The organism is Candidatus Tisiphia endosymbiont of Nemotelus uliginosus (assembly GCF_964264835.1).
In the GTDB taxonomy this organism is placed as follows: domain Bacteria; phylum Pseudomonadota; class Alphaproteobacteria; order Rickettsiales; family Rickettsiaceae; genus Tisiphia.
The window spans coordinates 252,592-277,123 of sequence record NZ_OZ183485.1 but is presented as its reverse complement, the minus strand read 5'-3'; the positions used below and the strand labels follow the sequence as shown (position 1 = coordinate 277,123).

Here is a 24,532-nt window from a genome sequence, read left to right as displayed (position 1 = left end):
ACTAGAATCTTTGTAGGTGTTTTTATTGGATACTTGCAAGGGGCTGTGAAGTAGGTTTTATAATCATAGCTGAACGAGTATCAGTAAAATATATGAGATGTAACATATAAAAAATAATTGGTTACTGAAGATTTTATAATAAAAGTATGTTATAGCCCTTTATATTAGGGCAATATGAACTCCTATGATAATAATAAAGTCATTTCGGAATATAGTGGTATATAAATCAATGATAATCTTTGATTGGAAAACGTGGTTTAATAGCCCTGCTGTTTATAAAAAGGTTAATTAATGAAGAATAATCAAAAAATTAAGATTCGTCTCAAGTCTTTTGACCATCGTGCTTTGGAATATGGTACTAAAGAAATAGTTAGTGCGGTGAAGAGAACAGGAGCTGATATTATTGGCCCGATCCCGCTGCCACGAACAATTGAACGATTTACTGTCAATAGGTCTCCGCATGTAAATAAAAAATCACGGGAACAATTTGAAATTAGAATACAAAAAAGGCTTGTAATAATAAGTTATCCGACTCCGCAGACTGTTGATGCTTTGAAAAAAGTTGATTTACCTGCGGGTGTGGATGTTGAGATTAAGTTAGAGAGTGTTGAGTAATGAGAACCGGGTTAATTGCTAAAAAAATTGGTATGACTTTGATCTTTAATGATCAAGGTGAAAAAATGGCGGTAACTTTTTTACAGGTTGAAAATTGTCAAGTAATTGGCCATAGAACAGATGAAAAAGAAGGTTACGATGCTTTGATTATTGGTGTTAAAGATCAAAAGCTTTCTAAAGTCACAAAGTCACTAAAGCAGGTCTTTGCTAATATTCAAGTCACGCCTAAAGTTAAAGTAAAAGAATTTAGAATTTCTAAAGATTGTTTTATTACAGTAGGGGCTGAATTATACGTAGATCATTTTGTCGCTGGGCAGTTCGTAGACGTTGTAGGTACTACTATAGGCAAGGGCTTTGCGGGTGGCATGAAAAGGCATAATTTTAGAGGACTAGAAGCCTCCCATGGGGTTTCAATATCTCACCGTTCTCATGGCTCTACTGGAGGCAGGCAAGATCCTGGTAAAGTGTTTAAGGGTAAGAAGATGGCTGGCCATATGGGGTGTGTCAGAGCAACTGTGCAGAACTTAAAAGTAGTGAATACTAATAAAGAACAAGGAATTATTGTAGTAAGTGGTAATATTCCAGGTTCGAAAGGGTCTTATGTCTACATTCAAGATGCTGTTAAGAAAACTGTCGTAGGATAGAATAAAATATATGAAAGCCGAGTTAATAAATCTTGCAAATCAAGCGGTTGGAGAAATTAATTTAGATGATTCAATCTTTGCATTAGAGTATATTAGAGAAGATATTATTAAGCTGGTTATTGATTGGCAACTGCTTAAAAATATGTCTGGTACTCATCAGACAAAGACTGTATCAGAGGTATCTGGTACTACAAAAAAACCTTTCAAACAGAAAGGAACAGGTAACGCCAGGCAAGGGTCCCTCAGATCCGCTCAAATGAGAGGAGGGGGAATTTCTCATGGACCTGTTGTAAGAAGTCATGCGATAAAGTTACCTAAGAAGGTAAGAAAGCTGGGTTTAAGATATGCATTGTCAGGGAAATTGGCTGCAGGAAAACTATTAGTTTTAGACAGCTTAAAATTAGAGCAGTCTAAAACTTCCCATCTGCGGAAGTTGTTAAATAATTTTAATGGTAAAAGTTATTTTATTGTGAGTGGGGATGATATTGATCCAAATTTTGCATTGGCAGTAAAAAATATTCCTAATGTTATAGCGGTACCCCAGATAGGAGCCAATGTATACGATATAATACGCCATGATTATATTTTATTATCTAAAGAGGCGGTAGAAGCCTTTGAGAAGAGGTTAAGGTGAATACATATAAATATTATGATTTAATTAGAGCGCCTATTGTAACTGAGAAGTCAACTATTTTATCTGAGAAAAATAAATTTACTTTTCATGTTTCACATAAGGCACAAAAAGCTACTATTAAGATAGCGATTGAAAAAATTTTCCAGGTTAAGGTGAAAAAAATTAATATCATGAATGTCAAAGGTAAGAATAAAAGGTTTAAGGGGGTTCAGGGTAAACAGATTGATAAAAAGAAAGCAATTATAACCTTGGAAAAAGGTTACCTTATTGATTTTACTGGAGGAGTTAAGTAAATGGCTTTAAAAACATTTAACCCAATTACACCATCTCTCAGGGAATTAGTGCAAGTTGATAAGTCGAATCTTTGGAAAGGTGATCCCCATAAAGGTCTAACTCAGGGGTTAAGTAAGACAGGTGGTAGGAATAACTTTGGTAGGATTACTTCTTGGCATAGAGGAGGAGGACATAAGAGACTTTACCGCATAATTGACTTTAAAAGAAACAAGCTAGATATGTTTGCTACTGTTGAAAGAATAGAGTATGACCCTAATAGGACCGCGTTTATTGCATTGATTAAGTTTGATGATGATGTTTATTCATATATTTTAGCCCCGCAAAAGCTTATAGTTGGAGATAGGGTAATATCAAGTAGCGAGGCTGATATAAAAATTGGCAATTGTTTGCCATTAAAATATATACCGGTTGGTACAACTTTGCATAATGTGGAAATGAAAGTGGGGAAAGGGGGGCAGTTAGCAAGATCTGCTGGTACCTCGGTTGAATTAGTAGGAAAAGATTCGGGTTATGCGCAAATTAAGCTCCGTTCTGGAGAATTTAGGCTAGTTCCATTAGAGTGTAGAGCAACAGTAGGGGTAGTATCAAATCCAGATAAAAAAAATACTAATTTAGGGAAAGCTGGAAGAAATAGGTGGTTAGGCTGGAGACCTCATGTTCGTGGTGTTGCAATGAATCCAGTAGATCACCCGCATGGAGGAGGTGAAGGAAAAACATCTGGTGGACGTCATCCTGTGACTCCTTGGGGTTTTCCAACTAAAGGTAAGAAAACGCGTAAGAATAAACTGACAACGAAATTTATTATTAAGAGAAGGAAATAATTAGGTTATTATGGCACGTTCAGTTTGGAAAGGTCCTTTTGTGGATGGTTATTTAATAAAAAAAGTACAAAAATTAATTGATTCTGGTAAAACAGAAATGATTAAGACTTGGTCTCGTAGATCAACTATTTTACCATTTTTTGTTGGTATAACATTTTCTGTATATAATGGTAATAAATTTATCCCGGTATCAGTAAGTGAGGAAATGGTGGGCAGGAAACTGGGAGAGTTCTCTCCAACTAGGACTTTTCATGGCCATGGAGCAGATAAAAAAGTTAAGAGAAAATAAATATGGTGAAGGTGAATCAAAATTCTGCTATAGCAATTACGAAATCTCTTAGAGTAAGCCCAAGAAAATTAAATTTAGTGGCTACTTCTATTAGAAATATGAAGGCATCTGAAGCCTTGATACAACTTACATTTTCCCCTAAAAGAATTGCTAATGAGGTTAAAAAATGTCTCCAATCTGCTATTGCTAATGCGGAAAACAACTTTGGTTTAGATATTGATACTCTACATGTGACTTCTGCAACTGTAGGGAAAGGGTTAGTAATGAAAAGAGTTATGCCTAGAGCTAAAGGAAGAGCAACCAGAATTAATAAATTTTTTAGTAACTTGTATATTACAGTTACAGAAATTGAGGGGAAATAAAATATGGGGCAAAAAGTTAATCCACATGGTTTTAGGGTAGGTCCAACATTAATAAAAAGTTGGGATTCAGTATTATATGCTGAGAAACAATATAAAATTCTTTTTATTCAGGATTTAGAAATTAGAGAGTTAATTAATAAAAATTATTCTCAAGCCCAAGTTAGTAGAGTATTAATAGAGAGGCCTTCTAACAAAAGTGTTATAATTAATATATTTGCTAAGAACCCTAAAATTATTATTGGGAAAAGTGGTAATGATATTGATAAATTAAAAAAAGATATTCAAAAAATTACTAGTTTAGAAGAAATATATATTAATATACATGAAATCAAAAAACCTAATATAGATGCTGCGATTATTGCTAAGACAATTGCTATGCAACTTAAAAAAAGAGTGTCTTTTAGAAAAGCTATGAAAACTGCTATCCAGGCTTGCTTAAAACAAGGGGCTTTAGGAATTAAAGTAGCCTGTTCTGGTCGTTTGGCTGGAGCTGAGATAGCAAGAACTGAATGGTATAGAGAAGGGAGGGTCCCACTACATACTTTAAGAGCCGATATTGATTATTCAAAAGCCGAAGTTATAACAACTTATGGTGTAATAGGTGTAAAAGTATGGGTCTATAAAGGTGATCATGTTGAAAATAGAAAAAAATATAATTAATTTTTGAAGAAAAATAATGTTAGCTCCGAAAAAACAAAAATTTAGAAAAGCTCATAAAGGGAGAGTTTCATCGAAAGCTAAAGCGGGTACATTGTTAGCTTTTGGCGCTTTTGGATTGAAGTCTTTAGATGGTTTAAGAGTAACTGCTAGACAGATAGAAGCGGCTCGTAAAGCAGCTATTCGTTGTATGAAAAGACAGGGGAAGTTATGGATTAAAATTTTCCCAGATTTGCCTGTATCTAAAAAGCCGGCAGAAGTGAGAATGGGAAAAGGCAAAGGCAGTCCTGAATTTTTTGCAGTTAGAGTATCTCCTGGAAGAATAATGTTTGAAATTGAAGGGGTTACAGATGAAGTAGCAAATAGGGCATTAGAGCTTGCTAGTGCAAAATTGCCCGTGAGAACAAGGGTAGTGAGGCGATATGAATAATTCTGATTTATCTGCAAAAGAACTAATACATCATACTACTGACGAGCTGATCAAAAAGAGAATTCAATATAAGAAAGAATTTTTTAACCTAAGATTTCAGAGTACATTAGGTGAATTAAAGAATACTAGTAGATTTGCTGTGGTAAAAAAAATTATAGCCCGCATTAATACCGAGTTAAATATACGCTTAAAAACGGGAGAATAGAGAAATGCCAAGAAGAGTATTACAAGGTGTTGTTGTAAGTTCAAAAGCTGATAAAACAATTAAAGTGAAAGTAGAACGTAGATTTAAACACCCTATATATAAAAAAATTGTCAAAGTCTCTAAAAAATATGCGGCACATGATCCAGAGAATGTCTATAAAGAGGGAGATAAAGTTAGTATAGTAGAAAGCCGGCCTATTTCTAAAACTAAGACTTGGGTAGTGGTACGCGAAGAATAAAATTTATCTTTAACTGATGTTGGGAAAATTATTTTATTGCTAATTAAATTTGTGGTGGAAATTTGTTATGATTCAGATGGAAAGTGTCTTAAATGTTGCAGATAATTCTGGAGCAAAAAAGGTGAGATGTATTAAGGTGCTTGGTGGTTCTCATCATATGATAGCAAATCTGGGAGATGTGATTGTAGTGTCTATAGTTGAAGCATTCCCAGGTAAAAAAGTTAAAAGTGGTGATGTGCATAAGGCTTTAATTGTTAGGACAAAGACAGGAGTGAGAAGAGCTGATGGTAGTACTATTAAATTTGATACTAATGCTGTAGTATTATTAGATAAGCAGGGGGAACCTATGGGCACTAGAGTGTTTGGAACAGTGACGAGAGAATTAAGAGCAAAAAAATTTGTGAAAATTATGTCGCTTGCAGAGGAGGTATTGTAAATGATAAAGCTGAAAGTCCGAAAAGGTGATACAGTTGTTGTGATTACAGGAAAAAATAAAGGTAAAAAAGGTACTATATTAAAAATTTTCCCAAAAGAAAATAAAGCTATTATATCTGGGATAAATATTGTGCGTAAACATACTAAAGCGACACAAGCAAGTGAGGGGGGAATTATAGCCAAAGAATTACCTATACATATATCTAATATAGCTTATATTGATCCTAAGACAGGATCTAGCACTAAAATTGGTTTTAGAATTTTAGAAAATGGTGTTAAAGTAAGAATAGCAAAAAAATCTGGGGAAATGATTGATAGGGAAGGTAAATAATGTTACTGAGATTTAAAGAATTATATACGCAAGAAATTTTACCAAGTTTACAAAAAAAATTCATTTATAGTAATAAACATCAGCTACCTAAAATTGAAAAAATAGTTATTAATATGGGTGTTGGCGAAGCAGTAGCGGATTCTAAAGTAATTAATAATGCGATCAATGATTTAACGCTTATTTCTGGCCAAAAGCCTTTAGTAATAAAAGCAAAAAAGTCGATTGCTACTTTTAAGTTACGTGAAGGAATGAAAGTAGGATGTAAAGTTACTTTGCGGAAAGATAGAATGTATGATTTTTTGGAAAGATTAGTAATTGTTGCTTTGCCACGGGTTAAAGAATTTCGAGGGTTTTCAAGTAAAAGTTTTGATGGTAGGGGCAATTTTACTTTTGGGATAAAAGAGCAAATAGTTTTTCCCGAAATTAATTATGATAAGATAGACGTGATTCGTGGCATGGATATAACTATTGTGACAAGTGCTAAAACTAATGAAGAAGGAAAATTTCTACTTTCAAACTTTAACTTACCTTTTTATAATTAATAATTTAGAAGAAAGAGAATGGCTAAAATCAGTTCTATACAAAAGAATAATCGTCGGAAACAAATGGCACAACGCTTATATAGTAAACGTGTTGGGTTAAAAGAAAAAATTTATGATAAAGCTCTATCTTTAGAAGAAAGATTTTTAATAGTAATGCTTTTAGCGAAATTACCTCGAAATTCTGCTCCAAGTAGAATCAGAAATAGGTGTGAAATTACAGGGCGGCCAAGGGGAGTATATAATAAATTTGGCTTATCAAGAAATAAATTAAGAGAGCTTGGAAGTAAAGGTTTAGTGCCTGGCTTAATAAAAGCAAGTTGGTAAAATAATGGGTTTATTTATATGTCAATGACAGATAGTATTGCAGATATGTTGACTAGAATTAGAAATGGTCAAAAAAGTAAGTTAATGAGTGTCACGCTACCTTGTTCAAAAACGAAATGCGCTATTTTAAGGGTGCTGGAAGGGGAAGGTTATATAAAAGGATATGGAGTCTTTCAGGATAAAAATATAAGTCAAGTAGAGATATATTTAAAATATTCTATTAAAGGAAACCCCGCTATAGGTAAAATTGATAGAGTATCTAAGCCAGGCAAGCGAGTTTATTCGTCAATAGGTAAGTTAAAGGGGTATTATAACAATATGGGTATTTATGTTCTGTCTACTTCTAGAGGGGTATTATCTGATAGAGAGGCTCAAGAACAGAATGTGGGCGGTGAAATAATTTGTAAAGTGTTTTAAGGTATAAAAATGTCACGAGTTGGAAAATTACCGGTCTCTATACCTTCAGGGGTACAAGTGGAGTTGGATGGTCTGCAAGTAAATGTTACTGGGCCACTGGGAGCGTTAACTAAAACTTTTTCTGGAAGTATAGCAATTTCATTGCAAGATAATTTACTTTTTGTTAAACCATTAACGAATAGTAAAAAAGCAAGAAGCATGTGGGGTACTGCAAACAGAGTTATAAGTAATATGGTAAACGGAGTTAAAACAGGATTTACAGTAGAGCTTGAAGTAAATGGCATAGGTTATAAAGCTTGGGTAAAGGGTCAATATTTAAACTTAATGCTTGCTAAAAGTCATAACACTAAAATTGAAATACCTACTAATATTAAAGTGAATGTTCCTAAGCCTAATTCTATTATTTTAGAAAGCGCAGATAAAGAACAATTAGGCCAGTTTAAGGCGATTATTAAGAGACAACGGGAACCTGAGCCATATAAAGGTAAAGGTATAAAAAGTAAAGGGCAATATGTTCAAAGAAAAGAAGGAAAGAAAAATTAATATTTAAGAGTAAAATATGCGTAGCGCAAAATTAAAGTTTGACACACGAAAGCTTAGGGTTAGAAGCAAAATATCTCAAGTGTCCAGCAGAATTAGATTGTCTATTTTTAAATCAGGGAAACATATATATGCTCAAATTATAGATGATACGCAATCTCTTACAGTGATTTCGGCATCTACTTTAGAAAAAGAGATTAGACAACTCAAAAAATCAAACTGTAATATTAGTACTGCTATAAAAGTAGGAGAATTAATAGGAGAAAGAGCAGTACTTAAAGGTATAGAAGAAGTTGTTTTTGATAAAGGGGGCTATAAGTATCACGGGGTTGTTAAGGCGTTAGCTGAGGCAGCAAGAAACAAAATAAAATTTTAAGTTTAGGTTTTAAAATGGCTAAAGCTACAAAAAATATAAATGAAGCATTCTCAGAAACACTAGTAGACGTTAATAGAGTGACTAAAGTAGTAAAGGGAGGAAGAAAATTTTCTTTTTCTGCTTGTATGGTTACTGGAGATAAAGCAGGTAAAGTTGGGTACGGTCATGGAAAAGCAAAAGAAGTAACTGAAGCTAGAGCTAAAGCTACCCAAGAAGCAAAAAAAAATATAATTAAAGTCCCTCTTTATCAAGGTAGGACAATCCATCATGATGTGATTGGTAAAAGTGGAGCGGCAAAAGTTATTTTAAGAAAAGCTAAAGCGGGTACTGGGGTAATTGCTGGAGGAGCAATGAGAGCGATTTTTGATTCTTTAGGGATCCATGATATTGTAGCTAAATCTTTAGGTTCTAATAATGTATACGCAATGATTTTAGCTACTTTTCATGCTTTATCTCAACTTTCATCCCCTAAAAATATCGCTGAAAGAAGAGGAAAAAAAATTAATGAAATATCTACGAAAGTTGTAAAAGCTAGTGATGCAGGATAACTTAATCATGATTGAATTTTTGCCTGTATAGTATAGGGTAAATATAAGGAGAACTCTTATTATATTTATCCTAGCAAAGTAAGGTAAGCACAATATATCAAGCCATAGATAGAAAATGATACTGCTAAAAATTTAAAAATGTAGTAAAATGAAACTAAACCATTAGCTATAAAAATGTTTTATTATAATAATAGTGTTATTTTATAATGAGTTTGTAATTAAATAACAGTAAAGATTTAGGCGTAGGGATTTATGGATACCACTCAGCAAGCACAAGAATTACATAATACAAAAATTAAAATTACTCAGATTGGTAGTAAGATAGGACGTCAATATACTCAAGAACAAACTTTAATTGGCTTAGGGTTAAATAAAATGCATAAATTTGTTATTTTAGATAATACTAATTCTATTAAAGGTATGATCAACAAGGTACGACACTTGTTAAAAGTAGAAAATATAAATTTGAGTTTAGAAAATGAAGTTAAATGAATTATCTAATAATTTCGGAGCTAAAAAAGCAAAAAAAAGAGTAGGACGAGGTATTGGGAGTGGCATGGGTAAAACCTGTGGCAGAGGAGTTAAAGGACAAAAATCCAGATCCGGAGTGGCAATTAAAGGATTTGAAGGAGGACAAATGCCTATTATTAAAAGGTTGCCTAAGCGTGGCTTTAATTGTCCTAATTCTACAAAATATCAAGCGATAAATATTATAGATGTAGAGCTTTTATTATCTGCAGGAATCTTGAAAAGTGATGAAATAATCACAAAATCAAAGTTACTGGAAGTAGGTTTGATAAAAAAATCCGCTGTATTAGTCAAATTACTGTCAGACAGGAGTAGTGAATTTAATAGCCCTATCTCATTTAAATTAGATGCTTATTCAATAAATGCAAAGAAAATAATTGAACAAGCTGGCGGCCAAATATTGTAATATATGACTTTAAACTCCACACAAAAATCTAACCAGGATTTGATTAGTAGAATCATTTTTACTATTTTAGCGCTTGTAGTCTGTAGGATAGGGTCTTTTATTCCTATTGCAGGTATAGATTCAATAGCATTGCATGCAGTGGTGCAACAGAATCAGTCCGGAATATTAGGGATGTTTAATATGCTATCTGGTGGTTCCTTGGGTAGGATGTCAATTTTTGCCTTAGCAATTATGCCTTATATCACTGCTTCCATTATTATTCAATTAATGTCAATCGCCTATAAGCCTTTAGAGACCTTAAAGAAGGAAGGAGAATCCGGTAAGAGAAAAATTAACCAGCTTTCTAGATATTTAACAGTGGTATTAGCCTCTTTTCAAGCATATGGAGTTGCGATAAGTTTAGAGCATGCTGTAACTAATGTAGGTCCGGTAGTAATTATCCCGGGGTTAATTTTTAAAGTTACTACTGTAATTACTTTAGTTGTAGGAACAATGTTTCTTATGTGGCTTGGAGAACAAATTTCTGGGCGTGGCATTGGTAATGGATCTTCCTTAATTATATTTATAGGGATAGTTTCTGGAGTGCCTAGTGCTATTATCAATATGTTTGAATTATCCCGGAATGGAGGGCTGTCTTCTTTAGTAGTGATAGCTATTTGTTTAGGGGTTACGGTCATTGTAATGGTGATAATTTTTTTTGAAAAGGCACAAAGGAAAATTCTAGTACAATATCCTAAAAGGCAGGTGGGTAATAAAATTTATGGAGGCGATGCAACACACATGCCTCTCAAGCTTAATACGGCTGGGGTAATTCCTCCAATATTTGCGAGCTCAATTTTGCTATTCCCTATTACAATTGCTAATTTTTCTAGTAATAATTCAGAAACTATGAATTGGATAACTTTCCATCTAGGACATGGTAAGCCTTTGTATATACTTTTATATATTACATTGATAATGTTTTTTAGTTTTTTTTATACGGCAATAATTTTTAATTCTGAGGAAACTGCAAATAACTTAAAAAAATATGGTGCTTATATTCCGGGAAAAAGGCCAGGGAAAAATACATCGGAATATTTTGATTATTTGCTTACTAGATTAACAGTAATAGGAGCGATTTACTTGAGCTTTATTTGTGTAGTACCAGAAATGATCATGAATCAGTATGCCGTCTCTTTTTCTTTAGGAGGGACAAGTTTTCTAATTGTTGTCAATGTAGTATTAGATACATTTACCCAAATTCAATCTCATTTATTTAGTAGCAGATATGAAGGGTTAATTAAAAAGATGAAGCTAAAAAATTAATATAGCTGGTGGTATACTTCGCCCCTTTCAAGAATTGTTTTGTCGTTTTATAAAGAATATCGCTATGCTCATGTACTAGTATGTGACTTTCGCGCGTTTATCTCTGGTACATAAAATCCAATTTTTGAGTGCAAATGAGTATATCATCTGCACAGTTTTAATTAATTATTAGAATAGTTTTTTAAGTTGGCTGAAAAATTTAAATTTAACTTAAGATTTTGATAACATAAAGATATGTATTATTTTATCTCAAAAACGAGCTTAAAGTGATTATAGCACTTATGGGGCCTCCTGGTTCAGGGAAAGGAACTCAAGGGAAGTTGTTAGCAGAAAAATTAAATTTACCACATATATCTATTGGAGATATATTTAGAGAACTGGTAGAACAAGGGGATAATGAAAGTCAGTTATTACAATTTTATATGTCTAGAGGTAAGTTAGTACCTTCAGAATTAGTGAATAATATAGTCCAAAAGTTTGTATCGCAAAAAAAATATGAGAAGGGATATATTATAGATGGATATCCCCGAAATGTAGCACAAGCGAAATATTTTAATAATTTGGTAAAACAAGAAGTTAAAATATTATTTTTTATAATAGAGGAACAAACAATTATAAAAAGAATTCTAGGGAGATTTAGCTGTGTAAATTGTGGTCAGATCTACAATAAATTTTTTATTAAGCTGAAAATTGAGAATGTTTGTGATGTTTGTGGGTCGAGTCAATTTATCCATAGAAAAGACGATGATGAAAGTACAATTAAACAAAGAATAGCAGAATATCAGATAGAGACCAATCCCTTGGTTGATTATTATAAAAATAATCAACAGTTATATAGTATTAATGCTAATAAAAACCGGGAAGATATAGAACTTGCTATAGACAAGTTGTTAAAAATAATTTGACTTTATAGTATATTTTTATATTATTTCGTTTTAGTAGTTATAGAAAATTTGGAGATTATTTGTGGCAAGGATAGCAAGTGTTAATATTCCCGTGAACAAGAGAGTAGTAATAAGTTTAACTTATATCTATGGACTTGGTTCTTCTGCTGCAGCAGCCATATGCCGGGAAGCGGGAATATCAGCAAGTAAAAGAGTAAAAGAGTTAACAGATCCAGAGCTGATTATTTTGCGGAACATGATTGAAAAAGAATATAAGGTTGAAGGTGACTTACGAAGGGAAGTGAACCTTAATATTAAAAGAAAAAAGGATATTAGATGTTATCAAGGGCTTAGACATATAAGAAAGTTGCCAGTCCGTGGTCAAAATACTCATTCTAATGCGCGTACAAGAAAGGGAAAAGCAGTGGCAATTGCTGGTAAGAAAAAAGTTACAAAGTAATATGGTATAATAATGAGTCAGGTTAGCAGTAAAATTAAGAAAAAGAAGAAAAATATTACTCTTGGAGTTGTACATATCAAAACAACTTTTAATAATACCATTGTCACTTTTACAGATGTACAAGGGAATGCTATAGCTTTCTCTACTGCAGGTACTAATGGCTTTAAAGGTGCTAGGAAAGCTACCCCTTATGCTGCTCAAGTCACTGTAGATAAAGCATCAGAGCTAGCAAAAGAGCATGGTATGAAAACTGTGTCAATTAGAGTGCAAGGGGCCGGTGCTCAAAGAGAATCTGCTATGAGAGCAGTTTTTAGCCAAAATTTTATAGTGACATTAATTCTCGATGTATCACCAGTCCCACATAATGGCGTTAGAGCGCCAAAAAGAAGAAGAGTATAGAAGTTCAATAGGTAAGAAATGTTATCGTTAAATAAAAACTGGAACTCCCTAATTAAGCCTTCCAAAATAGTGTATGAAAACCCAGCTGGAAATAATTATATGGCAAAAGTAATTGTCGAGCCTTTGGAAAGAGGTTTTGGGTTGACAGTAGGGAATGCCATGAGAAGAATTTTACTCTCCTCTCTTCAAGGTGCTGCTATAACCTCAATTAAAATACCAGGAGTTGTGCATGAATTTTCTGCTATACCTGGAGTAAAAGAAGATTTAGTTGATGTAGTATTAAATCTTAAGTCTGTAGTGATTAAAATGCATACTGCAGGGAAGAGAACAGTAAGGTTAAATGCTACTGGTCCATGTATAGTAACTGCCAGCATGATAACAGCAAGTCATGAGGTAGAGATATTATCATCAGACCATGTGATTTGTACTTTGGCCAAAGGGGCGCAGCTTGAAATGGAGTTAGGGTGTGAAACAGGCAAAGGATATGTACCAGCTGTGCCCACTGAGGATACTAGCTCTGCAATAGAAGTAATACCAATAGATGCTTTATTTAGTCCGGTAAAACAAGTAACTTATAAGATAGAAAATACCCGGGTAGGACAGGTTACGGATTATGATAAATTAATTATGACTGTTGAAACTAATGGAAGTATTTCTCCGGAGATGTCTATCGCACTTGCGGCTAGAATTTTGCAAGATCAATTACAGCTCTTTATTACATTTGAAGAACAAGTAGAAGATAAACAAGATAAGTTAGAGGAATTATCGTTTAATCCCGCAATGTTAAAAAAGGTTGCTGAACTAGAACTGTCGGTTAGGTCTCAAAATTGTTTGCAAAATGCTAATATAATTTATATAGGTGATTTGGTTATTAAAACGGAAGCAGAAATGCTAAAAACGCCAAATTTTGGTAGAAAATCGCTAAATGAGATTAAAGATATATTAGTAGGATTTGGGTTAAAATTTGGTATGGATATATCAGGATGGCCGCCAGAAAATATACAAGAGCTATCTAAGCGTTATGAAGACCCATATTAATTAAGGTAGAAACATGCGACATAAAATTAAGGGAAGAAAGCTTAATAGAACAAGTAGTCATAGAAAGGCTATGTTTGCTAATATGGCGGTAGCGCTTGTAATGAATGAGCAAATTAAAACCACATTACCTAAAGCAAAGGAATTTAGACCTTACATTGAAAGGTTAATTACTAAAGCAAAAAAGTCTGATTTAGCTACGAGGAGAGGAATTCTTTCTCAGATCAAAGATCACGTTGCTACTGAGAAGTTACTAAACGTTTTAGGAAAGAGATATAATGCACGACCTGGAGGGTATACTCGAATAATAAAAGCAGGGTTTCGTTATGGTGATATGGCTGCTGTTGCCTATATTGAATTTGTTGAGAGAGATGTAAATAGTAAAGGGTGTATGGCGCCTAAAAAGACTGATAAACAACATGAAGAATAAAATTATGAATTTATTATAGGGCAATAACTTATATGGCTAATCATTCGGCGGCAAGAAAGGCAATTAGGCAAACAATCAAAAAGACTTTGGTTAATAAAAGTAGAGCGAGTAAAATTAAGACATATATTAAGAAAGTGTTACAAGAAATTGTTAAAGGTTCTGAAGAAACCGCAAAATCTGCTTTGATAATTGCTCAATCTGAAATTATGAAAGGAGTAACTAAAAAAATTGTTAAATTAAATACTGCTTCACGGACTATTAGTAGATTAGCTCAGAAGATAAAAAATATGTAGCATAAACTGCTTATCCTAAAATTAATAATAACAATTTATTATTAACCAAAGTGATTGATTTTTATGTCGCTTTTGATAAGGTTGTTCTTAACAGGTAAGAGTGGAGATGATATTAGATCAGTAGGATACAAACACGGTAATATACAAAAAAGCATAATAGCACACTTAGAGATACATATAGTGTCAGCCTTAATGATTTATGCTATACGCTTCAGTATGTGAGTACTCAAAATCCCGATACAATAAAAAAACAACTCTTGACAGTCCAAGAGTATGCTCAGGTCGCTCTCCATAAATAAGAAAGAGTTTCTTGTTCTGACCAACCCATACATATAATGATACAATATTATCATCAATTCCCACTTCATAATCAAATATCAACTCCTCTTCTCCTCTTCTCCTATTTTGTTTATATCTTCTTGGCATTGCCTAAGTACAGTTGACATATTGAGAATATATTGCTAAGCTCTATACTAGAAAAGCAATAAGAAATAGTAATGTCAGGAGCATGGAAGGAATGTAAGCAATGTCAATCTGAAGAGAGAGTGAAGAAATAGACTTCTTTCGAAACTCTACTTGAGAGGGTAATTTGTACGCCGAATCTAGGCTCAAATCCTCACATACATTTAAGTATAGCTTAGATCAGTAGGATACAAACAAGGTAACATACCAAAAGCATAATAGATATGCGCACTTGGAGATACATATAGTGTCAGCACCTTAACGATTTATGCCATACGCTGCGGTTTGAAGCGAGGAGCCTTCTGCAAATTCCCTACCAGAAGCGAGCTCTAAAAGAAGTCTAATGGTTTACAAGATAGAGTACAAAGATAAAAATATAAAGCTTGTATAGCTTAGATCGTTAGATCTAAGCTATATTTACTATTAGTTAGCATTTAGGTTTGAGCTCTATAATATCAAATATGTATGTACCGAATGATTATGAGGTTTATAGTAAGTATAAAATAAGTGCAAAGCATATAATTGATAAAGCTGAAACTTGCTTAGTTGCAGCCAAAAATTCATCTTATAGAGATAACTTAGCAAGATAAAATAGAAAAACTAAAAATACTCTAAATACATTATAATGTTAGAGCTTTCTCTTTATATCTTATTATTCTTTAAACCCTTTACTTATCTTATCAATTGTTTTTAGGCAATGCCTAATTTTTTAATGCATTTTAGTTGAATTTTTAGTTTTATTTAGCTATGTTGATTCCGCAAGTTTTTCATCTGAATAATCAGTGAGTAATTATAGAATAGTTTACAGAAGTGCAGTGTATCTAGTAAGAAAATTACTTGATATAGTATTAATATAAGGTTAGTATGTCGATTAATTATTGGCGCAGTTAAGAAGGATTCGTTATTGGCTTATTGATCTGTCTTATCATGGTTTTCTAACTTGCCTCTAACATATGGTTTCTCAATAAATCACTTCTAGTTCTTGTGAGCTAGAAAATATATTTTGTTGGAAATAGTGAGAACTAAATTATTAGAAACCTTATATCGATTCTCATAGTACCCCACAGATTTTACAGGAGGGTTAAAATAATAAATTGAATAAGTGACTGAGAGTCACTAATCTCCGCTGAGAAACAAGCAACAGGAGGTATTAATGGACTCTCAATCACTATACCAAATATTATACATATTTTTAGATTGGCACCCAGCACGAATTAAAACATTTGCAGAATTAATTTGTGCAGTAGTAAAAGCTAAAACTGTGAGAATCAAAGAATTAGCACTGTATGTCGCTTCTAAAGGCAATTTGCATGCCAAGATTGTTAAAGTTGAGCGTTTGCTTTTAGAACAAAATATGTGCTTTATAAGTTTAGGGAAAATTATTGTTAAATTGCTCTGTCTAACAGGTAAAATTAGCCTTGCCATAGATAGAACCAGCTGGCAATTTGGTATTAAAAATTTGAATTTTTTTGTTGCAACTATCGTTTATGGTAATATTTCAATTCCTATAGCATGGTTGTTACTTGATAAAAAAGGCAACTCTTCTACTAATGAAAGAAAGAAATTGATTGAGCAAATTTTAACAATTATACCTAAGGAAATGATAGAGCTTATCCTTGCCGATCGGGAATTTGTTGGTGAGGAATGGTTGCAATATATGGGTGGAATCCAAAAATTACCTTTTGCTATCAGGCTAAGAAAAAGTGAGAAGGTCAAGCATTTCAACGGTGGCAAGATGAAGTTGAATAAATGTTTTGCCGATATGCAAATGGGTGACACTAAAACTATAGAAAGCAAAATTTACAATGGTATGGCAATTAAAATAACTTGTTTGCAATTAGAAAGAGAGCAACTATTTATTGCTAGTAATGTGCTTATTGGTGAATGTGCTTTGCTAGCATATAAGCAGAGGTGGAGCATTGAGCGACCTTTTCTGTCTCTCAAGTCATCTGGATTTAATATTGAAGATACCCACATTACAGATCAAAAAAAGCTGGAAAAACTATTTGCAATAGTATCTTTATCCTTAGCTATTTGCGTGCTTGCTGGTGACATTAAGAACAAAATTTATCCTATAAAGATCAAAAAACATGGTCGTAAATTATACTCATTATTTACTTACGGATTTGATTGGATAAAAGATTATTTTTATAACTCGTTAAGTGATACCCCTGCTATGTTGTTTTCATTACTACGAAAACACATTATGCATGCCTTTCAACTTCAACAATAAGTGTGGGGTACTATGATAAAGCACATATTTTGTTCTAAAAGCAAACGCTCAACTTTAACAATCTTGGCATGCAAATTGCCTTTAGAAGCGACATACAGTGCTAATTCTTTGATTCTCACAGTTTTAGCTTTTACTACTGCACAAATTAATTCTGCAAATGTTTTAATTCGTGCTGGGTGCCAATCTAAAAATATGTATAATATTTGGTATAGTGATTGAGAGTCCATTAATACCTCCTGTTGCTTGTTTCTCAGCGGAGATTAGTGACTCTCAGTCACTTATTCAATTTATTATTTTAACCCTCCTGTAAAATCTGTGGGGTACTATGATCTTTTACTAACAAAGAATAGTTTAAAAATTTCTAATAAAATAAAATTATAATTTACAATTTCATTAAGTATCTGTAGGATTGCAATAATTATATAATAGTTAAAAAATTTTAAATACCTTTTAGCATCAGTAAAAATAAATATATTAAGTAGCAATTACCGTCCTAGTAGATACGTTTTTTCATAGTAAGTTAGTAATTGTATCCTGTTATTAAATGAGCTTATTAGTATATGACATAAATATTTGCTTTTGTTAATAATGTATATATTAAAAATATTTAATCATTCATTAAGGAGTTAGAATGGCAAGAAAAAATGACTATATACAAAAAATTGATCAATTCATTGGAGAAAAAATTTATTCCCTGCGCCTTGCTAAAGGGTTATCCCGTCAGCAGCTTGCGGATGTAATAGAGGTAACTCATCAACAATTACAAAAATATGAAAAAGGGGTTAATAGAATATCGATAGGGCGGTTGGTGCTTATTGCTAAGGCGTTAGATAAAACTATTGATTATTTTTATGAAGGATTAGAAGGAGCCAATAATATAGAACCAGTATTAACTCAACATCAGCGTATGTGCATTGAAGTATCAAGAAATTTTATGAAAATTCGTAATCCTGAGCACCAGCAAGCTGTGAATGCTCTAATCAGATCTCTTATTAAAGAAACAACCATATGAGATTGTGAAGAGATTATACACCCCGCATGTGTTTGAATAACATGGCAGTAATATGCAAAAATCAAGGTATTCTTTCGATAAAAGAGTTTTTGTATAATCTTTCTAGCAATTTAGTTACTCAAACTTGGTACTGCTTATATGTTTTGTGTAAGTCAATCGCCTTGTCTTCGTGTCGGTTGAAAATCCTGAGAGTTACCTTTAGGTTATGCATGAAGCCTTAATCTGTTTGTTGTAATGTTGAGCAGATATATCTGAGCTTCCCTCCACCCTAACTAGTTTCCACGAGAACGTTGTCTTTAGTTGTATATTAAAATTTTAATATACAACTAACAGAAATTAATATTATTGTCAAACAATAATATTAATTTTGTGTTAATCCAGTTAATTTTTACTAAAATAATTACGATAAACTATAATTATATTTTTAAATCACCAACTAATAAATATTTTATTCTCGCTGAACTCATTTATTGCAGGAGCTATTATAAAAAACCTGGCTTCTTATAATTTTTGTAGTATAATTAAGCTCGTTTTTATATATGATATTAATAATGAAAGCTATTTACACAATTTTATTAATTGTTTGTTCGTCATTTAATACTTTAGCGGCAGAGGATATCACGGGAAGAAGCTTAAAATTTGCTCCCTATAATGATATAGATAGATTAGAGGCGCTGGAAAGAGAAAATCAACATTTATTAGGTAGAATAGAAATAGCAGAGCATAATATTGCCAAATTAGAGGCAAGTTTAAACTTACTACAACAGGGATCTGCTGTGCTGCCTAGCGTAGGGGGAAAGAATCTTAAGGAAGAACTTCTGACCGATATCTTTGAGCTGACTACTGAGCCCTCGGTAATAAGAGAGAATAAGAAGAGTAAGAGTAGCACAAATAATTCTCAAAACAATATAGCTAAAGATAAAGAGCTATATGATTTAGCCCTAGCATCATTTAAAGAGAATAAATTAGTGGAAGCGGAGAAAAAATTTGCTGAATTTTTAAAAAATTTTCCAAGTAGCCCTTTAGTAAGTAATGCTTATTTCTGGTACGGTGAAACTTTTGCTAAACGTAATATCTTTGATAAGGCAGCTGTAAATTATTTGAAAGGTTATAAACAAGATCCTAAAGGAGCAAAAGCTTCTGATTCCCTGCTGAAACTAGCATTATCTCTAGGGTCCCTTAATAAACACCAACAAGCTTGCGCTATTCTCAATAAACTTGAAGTTGAATTTCCTAGTAGAGCAATGACCTCAGTGACCAGAACTAAAGAGGCTCAAACTAAATTCGGCTGTAAAAATTGAGTAGTAGGTTTCTTGTGAACATTTCTATGTAATGAGTAGATTTTATAGGTATGTTCGCTTGCAGAACTGCAGCGCACTAGGGTTGTACCTGAGGATTCGAGAATGAAAATAACGGCGAATGGACCATTACATAGAAATGTTCACAAGAAACCTAAATTATAACTGCAAAATTATTAAAGGTGAGACTTATTAATCTAAGAACTTATGCTGTGAGTAACAAGGTAAATTAACAATGACAGATATTTTAGAAGAGATTTTAAATGATCATAAAGAGCAAAAAAGGTTGTATTATTTTAGAAAACTTCTTCCTATAGTAATAGTTTTTGTAGTCATCACTGTAATAATAATGGGGATAAATAATTGGTATAATGATAAAGCAATAAGAAATAATCAAGAAATGGGAGACATTTTAGTTAAAAATATGGCTAGTACTAATGGAGAATTAACTATTAAAACATTAGAGCAGCTAGTGGCTATGAGTAATAATAAAATTCAAGAATTAGCAGTTATTGAACAAATTGGCTTGGAGATAAAACGTAATAATTGGCCACAAGTTGATAATTTATTACATAATGCGATCAATAATAAACATTATGATGAATTAACTACCGCCTATGCCCGCTTAATTTGGATAAGCTTAAATATAGATAAAATATCTTTATCGGACATACATATTAAAGAACTTGAAGAACACTTAAATTACTTTAATAACATTGATAAGCCATTTTATGGAACAGCTAACCTGTTGAAAGCACATTGGTATATTAAAAGAGGTGCGGAAGGGTTAGCGGTTAATATTTTGACTAGTCTCATTTCATTAGAGGAACTAACCTTAAGTATAAAAGAGCAAGCTAACGCTTTGCTTGCTCTCTTGACAACAATAAAATAAAAATATAAGCATGAAAAAACAACTATTAGCCGCTTTTTGCCTAATCTTTATTTTAGGTTCTTGTGGTATTGGATCTCAAAAGACTAAAAATATTACAGAATTAACTCCTAAGTTAATAGTAGAAGATGATGAGGTGATTAAAGTAGATCCCTTGATCAATGACTTTACTCCAAAAATGTTGCAGGGCAAAGAATATGTTATTGCTACACATCAAATAATAGCAGAGCCAATATTGTACCAAGATGTTATCTATAATATTGATAAAAGAGGGAATGTTTCTGCTTTTTCTAATAAGAGTAAAGCTATTATTTGGTCGTATAATATAAGCATTAATAAGAATGATCATTATTCAGGAGGCGGCCTCCTATACCATAATGGCAAATTATATGTCACTTATGGGTCAAGGTTTTTAGTAGTGTTAGATAGTGCTTCAGGGCACGAAATAATAAGAAAGGAGTTGCCGGATATAATTAGGATAAAACCAATATTAATTGATGGCATTAATATTTTAGTGCAAACAATAAGTAATCAAATATTAGTGATGAATATAGAAAACTTAAATTTTGTTTGGCAACATGAAAATATGTTTGAAACATTATCTTCAAGTTATCATGTGGCTCCTATAGTGCAGAATGGGCATATAATAGTAAGCTATAATTCGGGAGAAATTGTAGTATTAAATCGTCAGGGTAAGGTATTGTGGACCCGTAATATATCTCTAGATCAGGGGGCGGGGGTACCAAATTTTGAGGCTTCTTCTATCATATGTAAGCCTGTAGTGCACAATTCATCACTATATATAGCAAGCAGTAGTGGTAAGTTAATGAAGTTAAATATTATAGATGGGAAAATCCTATGGCATACTAAAGCAGAAGATATTCAGTCAATATCATTAACAGGTAATACCTTATTCATTACTAATAATGCTGGGCAAGTAGGAGCAGTTAGTACTGAGACAGGTAAAATTAAATTTGTCGCAAGCTTAATTTCGCCAAATACAAAAAAACTTAAAGCGTCTTTATTTTTGGCTCCGATTATTAGTAAATTTGGTAATGGTTGGCAATTAAATGTCATATCTAATAAGGGAGAATTATATAGTTTTCAGTCAGATAATGAGAATAATTTAGTAGCATATCCACAAATTGACAAAATTGCTAAAAATATTGGATATTATGGTAAAACAATGGAAGGGAATATGTATTTCATCACTGACCGAAAGATTATTTTTGTAAATTTACTACCAGAATAAAGCTAATAGGAGATGTTGCCCTAGATTTCTGCTCGCAAAATTTTTTAGTAGACTTTTTGAACAGATTTTTACCGAAAATATAGGTGAATTTTGCAAGTCAATAGTCCACCTATTTCAAAAAATTTGCCTATATTTGCAGGCACAACATGCCAAAACAGGACCTAAAAATTTTGCGAGCAGAACCTAGAATATAATATATACATTTAGCTTGACAAATCGCTGTATATAATGCTATTTAAGTATACGCCAGTAGCTAATTGGTGTAGATAAAAACTAAATTTGTAATTAATAAAGTTATTTAACGTGAAAACTTATTCTGCAAAGCCATCAGAGATTCAGAAGCGGTGGTGGATTATCGATGCTACAGATCTTGTATTAGGTAGACTTGCTAGTGAAGTAGCTAAAATCTTGCGTGGTAAACATAAGCCTTCGTATACTCCTCATTTAGATTGCGGAGACTATATAATAATAGTGAATGCGAAACGTATTTATTTGAGTGGCAACAAGTCGAATCTTAAAGATGGTAAAATTTATTATCGACATACTAGTTTTCCAGGAGGAATTAAAGAAACTACTGCCGGAAAAACTTTAATGAGTAAACATCCGGAACGCGTTGTAAAGCTTGCAGTCAAAAGAATGATTACTAGAAATGTACTGGGTTCTAAGCAAATGGGGAACCTATATGTTTATGCCGGCGCTGACCATCCACATCAGGGCCAACAACCAGAATTTTATGATTTTGCCAGCAAAAACCCTAAGAATAAAAGTAATAAATCATGACAACATTGAAAATCCAAAACACTGCCCCTAGAAACGCTAACATAATGTCAGATAAACTAGTAAAAAGCAAAAAATCACTATTAATTAGCAATAAAGTTTATAGTACTGGAAGAAGGAAAAATGCAATAGCTCGGGTTTGGATCCAAAGTGGCAATGGTCAGGTTATAGTCAATAAAAAAAATGTGGAACAATATTTTAGTCGTGAGACTCACATTAAAACATTATTACAACCTTTTGTTATTACCAAGACTTCTGGACAATATGATATAATATGTACTGTTAAAGGGGGTGGCATATCAGGGCAAATGGGAGCGGTATTGCATGGGATTGCTAGAGCACTTAACAAGATTGCTCCTGAATTTCATGCACTTTTACACAAAGCCGGTCTTTTGACTCGTGATTCACGGGTAGTAGAACGTAAAAAATATGGTAAACATAAAGCTCGTAAAAGCACCCAATTTTCTAAACGTTAAAAGTTTATAGAGTGTAAGTTATACTCATTTGATTTTCAAATTGGATTTTATTTGACAGTGGCAGTGGTGCGTAAGTAAGCTACTAATACATGATTGTAACTAACTCCTTTCTATAATCGAATTCTTTTAGAGCTTGCTTCTGGTAGGGAATTTGAAGAAGGCTAAGGGGGAGCTTCAACCTGCAACGCACTTAAATGTATGTGAGGATTTGAGCCTAGATGCGATGTACAAATTACCATCTCGAGTAGCGTTTCGAAAGAAGCCTAATGAAAAAATTCTTGAAAGGCGAAGAGTATATATCTATATTCAAAAACCTTACAATTTGTAACAAAAAAACAAAAACAAGTTACTTTAATTTTCCTACATTATATAGTATGGCGGGGTAGCTCAGTTGGTTAGAGCAGCGGAATCATAATCCGCATGTCGGGGGTTCAAGTCCCTCTCTCGCTACCACAAATGACTTAACAAACTAAATTACTTGGGGTATAGGTCGCCCACATTTCAACATTGCTTTACTAATGTTGCAAATTTTTGCCATAGAAAGAGGAGAACAGGGCGGTTCAGTTTGGGCGTTGAATTTCCTAGCCTGGCAAGAATGCTTGTTATTTACCATGCATTTTTTATAATAATTGGTAAGCTATATGGTCTAATAATGACCAAATCAAATCGGATGCAATAATTTTGATACTTTGGATTAGAATATAAAAATATATTCACAGATTTCTTTATTCTCACCTGTTGCTGAGGTGATAACACCCTATAGTCAAGGGAATTCCTTGCTTTAACTTCAATAAAAATAAGTTGTTGTCCTCGTAGAGCGATAATATCAATTTCTCCTACATAATATCTTTTACGGTGATATAAAATTTGATAAAATTGCAATTTATAAATAATAATTGTTATATACTCCGCTATTAAGCCAAGGGTAAATTTTTTCACTATATTCTTCTTCAAATTTTTTCCACAGAACTTATAGCCTGTGGTATTTAGCTGGTGACCTTTGATTTGGCAGGATTTTTGTGTGCTCACGTATTCTTTATACTGCTTTCGCAACTCACCTTTAAATTCAAGTGCCACCAGCTAAATCCGCAGGCTATAATTAATTTAATAATATCCTGATTATTTTCTCTTCTAGTTGGGCATATTTTAGTTTGGGCCCTAAGTAATTATTACTAACTATTACAACACTATAGGGGGCGTTGTTTTTATCAAATACATACCCTATCAAGGAAGAAATGCCAGACATCGTACCAGTTTTAGCGAAAATATTTACTCCCTGAAAACGGTTACTTAAAGTACCTACTTCTCCTGGTCTTGCTAACATTAACTTAATGATTTCGAAGTTTGGGTCCTGATAAATCTTCGTTAAGAACTCATCAAATTGCATTGGGGTGAACATATTATACCTGGATAGTCCTGAACCATCAACTACTCGTGTCTCATTTAAATTGATCGCAAAATTTTGCAGTACATATTGTTTTAATAACATTCCTGCCCTTGGCCAATCATTTATCCCATATATATCAGCGAATTCAGCAAATAAGTAATCGGTAATATAGTCATTTGAAGTTTTTAAAGCCTCACTAGCAACTTGATAAAAGTTTTTCTCATTTCGAGCAATTAGTTGAGCTATTCCCGGCTTGTTACTATATAAAATTTCCCCCTTTATTTTAATATTATTGTTCATAGTA

General features: G+C 32.9%; 39 protein-coding genes and 1 tRNA gene. 36 read left to right on the top strand and 4 right to left on the bottom strand.

The window, feature by feature from the left end; translation table 11 throughout:
- Positions 1–291 precede the first annotated feature (291 nt).
- From rpsJ to rpsT, 28 genes are all read left to right on the top strand, one after another.
- Complete coding sequence (rpsJ, locus tag ACFELV_RS01240) at positions 292–615, top strand: 30S ribosomal protein S10 (RefSeq protein ID WP_375326409.1); 324 nt, start codon at positions 292–294, stop codon at positions 613–615.
- On the top strand, positions 615–1,259 hold the full coding sequence (rplC, locus tag ACFELV_RS01235) for a 50S ribosomal protein L3 (protein WP_375326408.1): 645 nt from the start codon (positions 615–617) through the stop codon (positions 1,257–1,259). The genes rpsJ and rplC overlap by 1 nt, the downstream gene beginning before the upstream one ends.
- Before the next feature lie 10 nt (positions 1,260–1,269).
- The gene (gene rplD / locus ACFELV_RS01230; protein WP_375326407.1) at positions 1,270–1,893 is read left to right on the top strand and encodes a 50S ribosomal protein L4; all 624 of its coding nucleotides are present in this window, start codon (positions 1,270–1,272) and stop codon (positions 1,891–1,893) included.
- Positions 1,890–2,186 carry a 50S ribosomal protein L23 gene (gene rplW, locus ACFELV_RS01225; RefSeq protein ID WP_375326406.1) on the top strand — a complete coding sequence of 99 codons (297 nt, stop codon included), beginning with the start codon at positions 1,890–1,892 and terminating at the stop codon, positions 2,184–2,186. Before rplD ends, rplW begins: the two co-directional genes overlap by 4 nt.
- Positions 2,187–3,008, top strand: a complete 822-nt coding sequence (rplB, locus tag ACFELV_RS01220; protein ID WP_375326405.1) for a 50S ribosomal protein L2 — start codon at positions 2,187–2,189, stop codon at positions 3,006–3,008. It begins immediately after the preceding gene.
- Between the two features lie 10 nt (positions 3,009–3,018).
- Complete coding sequence (gene rpsS / locus ACFELV_RS01215) at positions 3,019–3,297, top strand: 30S ribosomal protein S19 (protein ID WP_375326404.1); 279 nt, start codon at positions 3,019–3,021, stop codon at positions 3,295–3,297.
- Between the two features lie 2 nt (positions 3,298–3,299).
- A complete protein-coding gene (rplV, locus tag ACFELV_RS01210; RefSeq protein ID WP_375326403.1) occupies positions 3,300–3,659 on the top strand; it encodes a 50S ribosomal protein L22 in 360 nt (119 codons plus the stop codon).
- Positions 3,660–3,662: 3 nt separating this feature from the next.
- A complete protein-coding gene (gene rpsC, locus ACFELV_RS01205; protein WP_375326402.1) occupies positions 3,663–4,319 on the top strand; it encodes a 30S ribosomal protein S3 in 657 nt (218 codons plus the stop codon).
- Positions 4,320–4,335: 16 nt separating this feature from the next.
- A complete protein-coding gene (gene rplP, locus ACFELV_RS01200; RefSeq protein ID WP_375326401.1) occupies positions 4,336–4,746 on the top strand; it encodes a 50S ribosomal protein L16 in 411 nt (136 codons plus the stop codon).
- Entirely contained in the window at positions 4,739–4,951 is a 213-nt protein-coding gene (rpmC, locus tag ACFELV_RS01195) for a 50S ribosomal protein L29 (RefSeq protein ID WP_375326400.1), read from the top strand. Before rplP ends, rpmC begins: the two co-directional genes overlap by 8 nt.
- A 4-nt stretch (positions 4,952–4,955) precedes the next feature.
- Positions 4,956–5,189, top strand: coding sequence for a 30S ribosomal protein S17 (gene rpsQ, locus ACFELV_RS01190; RefSeq protein ID WP_375326399.1), 234 nt, complete (start codon positions 4,956–4,958; stop codon positions 5,187–5,189).
- A gap of 67 nt (positions 5,190–5,256) precedes the next feature.
- Complete coding sequence (gene rplN / locus ACFELV_RS01185; RefSeq protein ID WP_375326398.1) at positions 5,257–5,625, top strand: 50S ribosomal protein L14; 369 nt, start codon at positions 5,257–5,259, stop codon at positions 5,623–5,625.
- A complete protein-coding gene (rplX, locus tag ACFELV_RS01180; RefSeq protein WP_375326397.1) occupies positions 5,626–5,955 on the top strand; it encodes a 50S ribosomal protein L24 in 330 nt (109 codons plus the stop codon). It abuts the gene before it with no gap.
- On the top strand, positions 5,955–6,497 hold the full coding sequence (gene rplE / locus ACFELV_RS01175) for a 50S ribosomal protein L5 (protein WP_375326396.1): 543 nt from the start codon (positions 5,955–5,957) through the stop codon (positions 6,495–6,497). The genes rplX and rplE overlap by 1 nt, the downstream gene beginning before the upstream one ends.
- An 18-nt stretch (positions 6,498–6,515) precedes the next feature.
- Positions 6,516–6,821 (top strand): 30S ribosomal protein S14, encoded by a 306-nt coding sequence (gene rpsN / locus ACFELV_RS01170; RefSeq protein ID WP_375326395.1) that lies wholly within the window; start codon positions 6,516–6,518, stop codon positions 6,819–6,821.
- 18 nt (positions 6,822–6,839) lie between these two features.
- On the top strand, positions 6,840–7,238 hold the full coding sequence (gene rpsH / locus ACFELV_RS01165) for a 30S ribosomal protein S8 (RefSeq protein ID WP_375326394.1): 399 nt from the start codon (positions 6,840–6,842) through the stop codon (positions 7,236–7,238).
- Positions 7,239–7,247: 9 nt separating this feature from the next.
- Complete coding sequence (gene rplF / locus ACFELV_RS01160) at positions 7,248–7,781, top strand: 50S ribosomal protein L6 (protein WP_375326393.1); 534 nt, start codon at positions 7,248–7,250, stop codon at positions 7,779–7,781.
- 16 nt (positions 7,782–7,797) lie between these two features.
- On the top strand, positions 7,798–8,154 hold the full coding sequence (gene rplR / locus ACFELV_RS01155) for a 50S ribosomal protein L18 (RefSeq protein WP_375326392.1): 357 nt from the start codon (positions 7,798–7,800) through the stop codon (positions 8,152–8,154).
- Positions 8,155–8,168: 14 nt separating this feature from the next.
- Positions 8,169–8,702 carry a 30S ribosomal protein S5 gene (rpsE, locus tag ACFELV_RS01150; RefSeq protein WP_375326391.1) on the top strand — a complete coding sequence of 178 codons (534 nt, stop codon included), beginning with the start codon at positions 8,169–8,171 and terminating at the stop codon, positions 8,700–8,702.
- A gap of 252 nt (positions 8,703–8,954) precedes the next feature.
- A complete protein-coding gene (gene rpmD, locus ACFELV_RS01145; RefSeq protein WP_375326390.1) occupies positions 8,955–9,194 on the top strand; it encodes a 50S ribosomal protein L30 in 240 nt (79 codons plus the stop codon).
- Complete coding sequence (gene rplO, locus ACFELV_RS01140) at positions 9,181–9,636, top strand: 50S ribosomal protein L15 (RefSeq protein WP_375326389.1); 456 nt, start codon at positions 9,181–9,183, stop codon at positions 9,634–9,636. The genes rpmD and rplO overlap by 14 nt, the downstream gene beginning before the upstream one ends.
- 3 nt (positions 9,637–9,639) lie before the next feature.
- The gene (gene secY / locus ACFELV_RS01135) at positions 9,640–10,941 is read left to right on the top strand and encodes a preprotein translocase subunit SecY (protein ID WP_375326388.1); all 1,302 of its coding nucleotides are present in this window, start codon (positions 9,640–9,642) and stop codon (positions 10,939–10,941) included.
- Positions 10,942–11,207: 266 nt separating this feature from the next.
- Positions 11,208–11,846, top strand: a complete 639-nt coding sequence (locus tag ACFELV_RS01130; RefSeq protein ID WP_375326387.1) for an adenylate kinase — start codon at positions 11,208–11,210, stop codon at positions 11,844–11,846.
- Between the two features lie 61 nt (positions 11,847–11,907).
- A complete protein-coding gene (rpsM, locus tag ACFELV_RS01125; RefSeq protein WP_375326386.1) occupies positions 11,908–12,285 on the top strand; it encodes a 30S ribosomal protein S13 in 378 nt (125 codons plus the stop codon).
- Between the two features lie 12 nt (positions 12,286–12,297).
- Complete coding sequence (gene rpsK, locus ACFELV_RS01120) at positions 12,298–12,684, top strand: 30S ribosomal protein S11 (protein WP_375326385.1); 387 nt, start codon at positions 12,298–12,300, stop codon at positions 12,682–12,684.
- A gap of 18 nt (positions 12,685–12,702) precedes the next feature.
- Entirely contained in the window at positions 12,703–13,722 is a 1,020-nt protein-coding gene (locus ACFELV_RS01115; RefSeq protein WP_375326384.1) for a DNA-directed RNA polymerase subunit alpha, read from the top strand.
- 13 nt (positions 13,723–13,735) lie between these two features.
- Complete coding sequence (rplQ, locus tag ACFELV_RS01110; protein ID WP_375326383.1) at positions 13,736–14,149, top strand: 50S ribosomal protein L17; 414 nt, start codon at positions 13,736–13,738, stop codon at positions 14,147–14,149.
- 32 nt (positions 14,150–14,181) lie between these two features.
- Positions 14,182–14,442 carry a 30S ribosomal protein S20 gene (gene rpsT / locus ACFELV_RS01105; protein ID WP_375326382.1) on the top strand — a complete coding sequence of 87 codons (261 nt, stop codon included), beginning with the start codon at positions 14,182–14,184 and terminating at the stop codon, positions 14,440–14,442.
- A 189-nt stretch (positions 14,443–14,631) separates the two neighbouring features.
- Here the strand turns inward: rpsT and ACFELV_RS01100 are convergent, their stop codons facing one another.
- Complete coding sequence (locus tag ACFELV_RS01100) at positions 14,632–14,868, bottom strand: hypothetical protein (RefSeq protein ID WP_375326381.1); 237 nt, start codon at positions 14,866–14,868, stop codon at positions 14,632–14,634.
- A gap of 1,189 nt (positions 14,869–16,057) precedes the next feature.
- On the opposite strand from ACFELV_RS01100, the gene ACFELV_RS01095 reads away from it, so the two are divergent.
- Positions 16,058–17,137, top strand: coding sequence for an IS4 family transposase (locus ACFELV_RS01095; protein ID WP_375326208.1), 1,080 nt, complete (start codon positions 16,058–16,060; stop codon positions 17,135–17,137).
- On the opposite strand, the gene ACFELV_RS01090 is transcribed toward ACFELV_RS01095, so the two are convergent.
- Positions 17,128–17,364, bottom strand: a complete 237-nt coding sequence (locus ACFELV_RS01090) for a hypothetical protein (protein WP_375326287.1) — start codon at positions 17,362–17,364, stop codon at positions 17,128–17,130. The two genes, ACFELV_RS01095 and ACFELV_RS01090, sit on opposite strands and share 10 nt — an antisense overlap.
- A 404-nt stretch (positions 17,365–17,768) precedes the next feature.
- Between ACFELV_RS01090 and ACFELV_RS01085 the strand changes: the two genes are divergently transcribed.
- From ACFELV_RS01085 to ACFELV_RS01055, 7 genes are all read left to right on the top strand, one after another.
- Positions 17,769–18,149: a helix-turn-helix domain-containing protein gene (locus ACFELV_RS01085; RefSeq protein WP_375326380.1), complete on the top strand. Its 381-nt coding sequence runs from the start codon at positions 17,769–17,771 to the stop codon at positions 18,147–18,149.
- A 551-nt stretch (positions 18,150–18,700) separates the two neighbouring features.
- Entirely contained in the window at positions 18,701–19,450 is a 750-nt protein-coding gene (ybgF, locus tag ACFELV_RS01080) for a tol-pal system protein YbgF (RefSeq protein WP_375326379.1), read from the top strand.
- 232 nt (positions 19,451–19,682) lie between these two features.
- Positions 19,683–20,339 carry a DUF2659 family protein gene (locus ACFELV_RS01075; RefSeq protein ID WP_375326378.1) on the top strand — a complete coding sequence of 219 codons (657 nt, stop codon included), beginning with the start codon at positions 19,683–19,685 and terminating at the stop codon, positions 20,337–20,339.
- A gap of 10 nt (positions 20,340–20,349) precedes the next feature.
- A complete protein-coding gene (locus tag ACFELV_RS01070; protein WP_375326377.1) occupies positions 20,350–21,588 on the top strand; it encodes a PQQ-binding-like beta-propeller repeat protein in 1,239 nt (412 codons plus the stop codon).
- A 303-nt stretch (positions 21,589–21,891) separates the two neighbouring features.
- Positions 21,892–22,368, top strand: coding sequence for a 50S ribosomal protein L13 (gene rplM / locus ACFELV_RS01065; protein ID WP_375326376.1), 477 nt, complete (start codon positions 21,892–21,894; stop codon positions 22,366–22,368).
- A 44-nt stretch (positions 22,369–22,412) separates the two neighbouring features.
- Positions 22,413–22,841 carry a 30S ribosomal protein S9 gene (gene rpsI, locus ACFELV_RS01060; protein WP_375327481.1) on the top strand — a complete coding sequence of 143 codons (429 nt, stop codon included), beginning with the start codon at positions 22,413–22,415 and terminating at the stop codon, positions 22,839–22,841.
- A 376-nt stretch (positions 22,842–23,217) separates the two neighbouring features.
- Positions 23,218–23,294, top strand: a tRNA-Met gene (locus ACFELV_RS01055).
- Positions 23,295–23,447: 153 nt separating this feature from the next.
- On the opposite strand, the gene ACFELV_RS01050 is transcribed toward ACFELV_RS01055, so the two are convergent.
- Positions 23,448–23,780 (bottom strand): YraN family protein, encoded by a 333-nt coding sequence (locus tag ACFELV_RS01050; RefSeq protein WP_375326375.1) that lies wholly within the window; start codon positions 23,778–23,780, stop codon positions 23,448–23,450.
- A 160-nt stretch (positions 23,781–23,940) separates the two neighbouring features.
- Positions 23,941–24,528: a D-alanyl-D-alanine carboxypeptidase gene (locus ACFELV_RS01045; protein ID WP_375326374.1), complete on the bottom strand. Its 588-nt coding sequence runs from the start codon at positions 24,526–24,528 to the stop codon at positions 23,941–23,943.
- Between the last annotated feature and the right edge of the window lie 4 nt (positions 24,529–24,532).

Excerpts from the sequence above, each read along its gene's own strand:
- rpsJ (WP_375326409.1), top strand. The coding sequence starts at position 292 with ATGAAGAATAATCAAAAAATTAAGATTCGTCTCAAGTCTTTTGACCAT.
- rplC (WP_375326408.1), top strand. The coding sequence starts at position 615 with ATGAGAACCGGGTTAATTGCTAAAAAAATTGGTATGACTTTGATCTTT.
- rplD (WP_375326407.1), top strand. The coding sequence starts at position 1,270 with ATGAAAGCCGAGTTAATAAATCTTGCAAATCAAGCGGTTGGAGAAATT.
- rplB (WP_375326405.1), top strand. The coding sequence starts at position 2,187 with ATGGCTTTAAAAACATTTAACCCAATTACACCATCTCTCAGGGAATTA.
- rpsS (WP_375326404.1), top strand. The coding sequence starts at position 3,019 with ATGGCACGTTCAGTTTGGAAAGGTCCTTTTGTGGATGGTTATTTAATA.
- rplV (WP_375326403.1), top strand. The coding sequence starts at position 3,300 with ATGGTGAAGGTGAATCAAAATTCTGCTATAGCAATTACGAAATCTCTT.
- rpsC (WP_375326402.1), top strand. The coding sequence starts at position 3,663 with ATGGGGCAAAAAGTTAATCCACATGGTTTTAGGGTAGGTCCAACATTA.
- rplP (WP_375326401.1), top strand. The coding sequence starts at position 4,336 with ATGTTAGCTCCGAAAAAACAAAAATTTAGAAAAGCTCATAAAGGGAGA.
- rpmC (WP_375326400.1), top strand. The coding sequence starts at position 4,739 with ATGAATAATTCTGATTTATCTGCAAAAGAACTAATACATCATACTACT.
- rpsQ (WP_375326399.1), top strand. The coding sequence starts at position 4,956 with ATGCCAAGAAGAGTATTACAAGGTGTTGTTGTAAGTTCAAAAGCTGAT.
- rplN (WP_375326398.1), top strand. The coding sequence starts at position 5,257 with ATGATTCAGATGGAAAGTGTCTTAAATGTTGCAGATAATTCTGGAGCA.
- rplX (WP_375326397.1), top strand. The coding sequence starts at position 5,626 with ATGATAAAGCTGAAAGTCCGAAAAGGTGATACAGTTGTTGTGATTACA.
- rplE (WP_375326396.1), top strand. The coding sequence starts at position 5,955 with ATGTTACTGAGATTTAAAGAATTATATACGCAAGAAATTTTACCAAGT.
- rpsN (WP_375326395.1), top strand. The coding sequence starts at position 6,516 with ATGGCTAAAATCAGTTCTATACAAAAGAATAATCGTCGGAAACAAATG.
- rpsH (WP_375326394.1), top strand. The coding sequence starts at position 6,840 with ATGTCAATGACAGATAGTATTGCAGATATGTTGACTAGAATTAGAAAT.
- rplF (WP_375326393.1), top strand. The coding sequence starts at position 7,248 with ATGTCACGAGTTGGAAAATTACCGGTCTCTATACCTTCAGGGGTACAA.
- rplR (WP_375326392.1), top strand. The coding sequence starts at position 7,798 with ATGCGTAGCGCAAAATTAAAGTTTGACACACGAAAGCTTAGGGTTAGA.
- rpsE (WP_375326391.1), top strand. The coding sequence starts at position 8,169 with ATGGCTAAAGCTACAAAAAATATAAATGAAGCATTCTCAGAAACACTA.
- rpmD (WP_375326390.1), top strand. The coding sequence starts at position 8,955 with ATGGATACCACTCAGCAAGCACAAGAATTACATAATACAAAAATTAAA.
- rplO (WP_375326389.1), top strand. The coding sequence starts at position 9,181 with ATGAAGTTAAATGAATTATCTAATAATTTCGGAGCTAAAAAAGCAAAA.
- secY (WP_375326388.1), top strand. The coding sequence starts at position 9,640 with ATGACTTTAAACTCCACACAAAAATCTAACCAGGATTTGATTAGTAGA.
- rpsK (WP_375326385.1), top strand. The coding sequence starts at position 12,298 with ATGAGTCAGGTTAGCAGTAAAATTAAGAAAAAGAAGAAAAATATTACT.
- ACFELV_RS01115 (WP_375326384.1), top strand. The coding sequence starts at position 12,703 with ATGTTATCGTTAAATAAAAACTGGAACTCCCTAATTAAGCCTTCCAAA.
- rplQ (WP_375326383.1), top strand. The coding sequence starts at position 13,736 with ATGCGACATAAAATTAAGGGAAGAAAGCTTAATAGAACAAGTAGTCAT.
- rpsT (WP_375326382.1), top strand. The coding sequence starts at position 14,182 with ATGGCTAATCATTCGGCGGCAAGAAAGGCAATTAGGCAAACAATCAAA.
- ACFELV_RS01100 (WP_375326381.1), bottom strand. The coding sequence starts at position 14,868 with ATGCCAAGAAGATATAAACAAAATAGGAGAAGAGGAGAAGAGGAGTTG.
- ACFELV_RS01095 (WP_375326208.1), top strand. The coding sequence starts at position 16,058 with ATGGACTCTCAATCACTATACCAAATATTATACATATTTTTAGATTGG.
- ACFELV_RS01090 (WP_375326287.1), bottom strand. The coding sequence starts at position 17,364 with ATGGACTCTCAATCACTATACCAAATATTATACATATTTTTAGATTGG.
- ACFELV_RS01085 (WP_375326380.1), top strand. The coding sequence starts at position 17,769 with ATGGCAAGAAAAAATGACTATATACAAAAAATTGATCAATTCATTGGA.
- ybgF (WP_375326379.1), top strand. The coding sequence starts at position 18,701 with ATGAAAGCTATTTACACAATTTTATTAATTGTTTGTTCGTCATTTAAT.
- ACFELV_RS01075 (WP_375326378.1), top strand. The coding sequence starts at position 19,683 with ATGACAGATATTTTAGAAGAGATTTTAAATGATCATAAAGAGCAAAAA.
- ACFELV_RS01070 (WP_375326377.1), top strand. The coding sequence starts at position 20,350 with ATGAAAAAACAACTATTAGCCGCTTTTTGCCTAATCTTTATTTTAGGT.
- rpsI (WP_375327481.1), top strand. The coding sequence starts at position 22,413 with ATGTCAGATAAACTAGTAAAAAGCAAAAAATCACTATTAATTAGCAAT.
- ACFELV_RS01045 (WP_375326374.1), bottom strand. The coding sequence starts at position 24,528 with ATGAACAATAATATTAAAATAAAGGGGGAAATTTTATATAGTAACAAG.